At 34.3% G+C, this 3,133-nt stretch carries 3 protein-coding genes; all 3 read left to right on the top strand.

Features of this window, described 5'->3' with window-relative positions:
- On the top strand, positions 1-1,109 hold a 1,109-nt coding region (locus tag J5224_RS24395; RefSeq protein WP_264627812.1), incomplete at its 5' end, for an MvaI/BcnI restriction endonuclease family protein.
- 795 nt (positions 1,110-1,904) lie between these two features.
- A complete protein-coding gene (locus J5224_RS24390) occupies positions 1,905-2,954 on the top strand; it encodes a DUF262 domain-containing protein (RefSeq protein WP_264627811.1) in 1,050 nt (349 codons plus the stop codon).
- A partial coding sequence (locus J5224_RS24385; protein WP_264627810.1) for a hypothetical protein occupies positions 2,947-3,133 on the top strand: 187 nt, incomplete at its 3' end. The genes J5224_RS24390 and J5224_RS24385, both read left to right, overlap by 8 nt.

Here is a 3,133-nt window from a genome sequence, read left to right as displayed (position 1 = left end):
ATTTATTTTGGATCACTCCTGATGGGAATAAGGAAGTTGCACCTGGTTCACAAATAATTTTATATCCACAATACCCGGAAGTTAGGCTTTCAGGGACACTGAAAAAATGTAAACTTTCACCATCTCATCTTATGCGGCCACCGACAAAGCAGGAGAGAGAACTTAGAAAAAACATGCATCGATATCTTATCATTGGTGTATGTAATAACCATGTTTTAACATATATGAGTGCATGGGACGATAATGTATCATTAGAAATAAAAAGCGCAATAGAAAGAAAAGAGTTATCAATTGTTTTTTCCGTCTTTTATGAAGTCCCTTCCTTAATTCAGAAAAGCAAAACAGTTCTTATAGAAAAACTAAAAGAAATTCATGAATACGGATATATAAAATCAAGAAGATTAGATAAAACAGGGAATGTTATAGATTACAAAGCTAAAAACGGTGCTGGATTTACTCTTGAAAGTTTCTTCGGAATAATACCTAACGGTAAATCTGAACCGGATTTTTTAGACTGGGAATTAAAAGCACACTCTGGTTCTGTAGTAACATTAATGACTCCTGAACCTAATACAGGGAAATATATTGAAGATATCCATTCATTCATGCATAATTATGCATCCAGTAAAAGAGAAGATCGGGTTGACTTTGCCAGTATACATAAAATTGGAGATACAAATAATAAAACAGGCTTATCATTAAATCTCGAAGGTTATGACTTAATCAAAAACAAAATCATAGACATGAATGGGGGATTATTTCTCAGGGATCGTTCAGGAGAGCTAGTTGCTGGATGGAGCTTTGAAAAATTACTAAACCACTGGAAAAGAAAACATGCAAAAACGTGTTTTGTATCTTATGAATATCAAGACTCTGATTCTGAAAGATATTATCGTTATGGACCTTCAGTAACACTAGCAACAGGTGCAGAATTTGAAAAGTTTTTCTCTGCATTAGCTGCTTCGACTATCTATTATGATCCCGGCATCAATATTAAATACACAGATAAAAAGGCTACTGTTAAAAAGAGAAATCAGTTTAGAATAAAATGGAAAGATATAACTGGTATATATACAGCCGTTGAAGAGTTAGATTTAACAAATTGTTGATATCAGCATGGGGGCTTGAATAGCTCTCATGCATCCAATCAATTCTTGTGCAATCGAAGCTTGTTTTATAGTAATTCAGTAAGGCAACACCAGACAGCCATTTTTAACTTTCGTGCAACATCATTAAAAATAATAAAGGCGTTATTATGAATAATAGGTCAGTGAGTAGGAATATTTACAAAATAAACTCAGATGTCATCGAATGCCTGCAGCACTAAGTGATAACTACAATCGTTTTAACAGTGCAGAAGAAACTTAGACGATATAGACAAAGTTCTATTGACAGAACAAAGCGCCCCACTGCGTTGGTAGTATACCAACTTATCCCGACAGAGGTTGAAAATATAGACTGCCAAGGCAGTTAACTCTTTAAATTGACTAAAGCAGTATTGTCAGAGATTGCGAGAAGAAGGAAAATTTTATTGCTCCACTTTCAAAGCTCTGATATAAAAAATTTACTGATATTGGAAGACCTGAATTTATCACAACAAAGTGAAATATTTAATGACACACAAAGCCCACATCGAAGCCATAACAGGTATTCCAAATGTCTCAGCGAGTGGAACGAACGTTAAACTTATCATTCATCAGCTTGATTTTTAGATCATTCAGGATAGCAAATATGTTAATTTACAATACAATCAACACGTTAGCAAAAAACACACCAATAAGCATCAAATTTAATCTGTTCACAAGTATTGTTTCTGCCCTGCCTAACCTGTAATAATGAGGGGTAAAATCAGTATTTTTATAAATCATTATTTTCCTAATTGTTAGTGATTTGACGGAGCAGCCATGGTTGATATTGAAGAAGTTATAACCAAGAAAAGAAATTCGCTAAAAGCAGATCGCTTAGATATGTCTTTTGGTGAACTGATGAATATGTACGAGGATGGTGATTTATTCATCACCCCTGAATACCAAAGAGCATTCCGATGGTCTAATTTTCAACAAACAAGATTTATTGAATCAGTATTATTAGGAATTCCGATCCCTCCAATTTTCGTAGCCGAAGATGACAAAGGTAAATGGGAAGTTGTTGACGGGCTTCAACGCATATCTACAATTTTTTCATTTTTTGGGATACTTTCTAGCTTTCCTGAAAAAAATAACCTTCAACTCTGTGAAGGTGAAATAGTCTCTGAGTTAGTAAACATAAAAATCAATGACTTACCTATAAGATTAAAAACCACAATTAAGAGAGCTGTGTGTCGTGTAGAAATAGTCAGATGGGATAGCAATGAGGATATTCGTTATGAACTTTTTAACAGACTCAATACTGGCGCAAGCCCACTTTCTGACCAAGAAATAAGAAACTGTATATTTAGATCTTACCCTGTAGATCTAAATCAAATTTTACGTGATGTGGCTGCGATGCCTAATTTTATTAATTTAATAAGTCCCTCACCAACAAAAAAAGAAGAAATGTTTTTAGAGGAACTTGTTTTACGCTATTTTGCATTTAAACATTTCAATGATGATTTCAAGACAACTATACCGAATTTCCTTTCAGATTTCATGCGAGTTGTTTCGAAAGGAGAGTTCGCCTTCGATTTAGATGCTGAAAAAAAATCCCTTATTGATTTAATCGATTTTCTAGTAATAAATAACGGTAGGGAGCTGTTTAGACCCAAAGGTCCATTTGCACTTCATTTATTTGACTCAATGTCTTACGCTTTACCAAAAGTATATGACACCATTAGTGGTAATGAGGATAAAATTTTAAGATCGATTAGCACCCTTTTAACTGATGAGGCATACCAAGGTATAAGTGTTTTAGCATTTTCAACTACACGTATCCGTAACCGTATGAATCGTGCATTGGAGATTTTCAGGAGTGCATAGTTTAGTAGAAGAGATCAATGAGACAAATGCCTGGAGGGATGGGGAATTTGCAAAATTTAGAGTCAACCCTCATCAGGTAGAAAGTATATTATGGGGGCGTATGTGCGTACCTATGATTTATGCAAATTGGGAGGGTTTTGTTGTAAGTTCACTAAAAATGCTTTTACAACATTTAAATA

This window comes from Candidatus Symbiopectobacterium sp. NZEC135 (assembly GCF_025962695.1).
Note: the sequence above shows the minus strand (reverse complement) of the source record. Positions and strands in the feature narration are given on the sequence as shown.

Excerpts from the sequence above, each read along its gene's own strand:
- J5224_RS24390 (WP_264627811.1), top strand. The coding sequence starts at position 1,905 with ATGGTTGATATTGAAGAAGTTATAACCAAGAAAAGAAATTCGCTAAAA.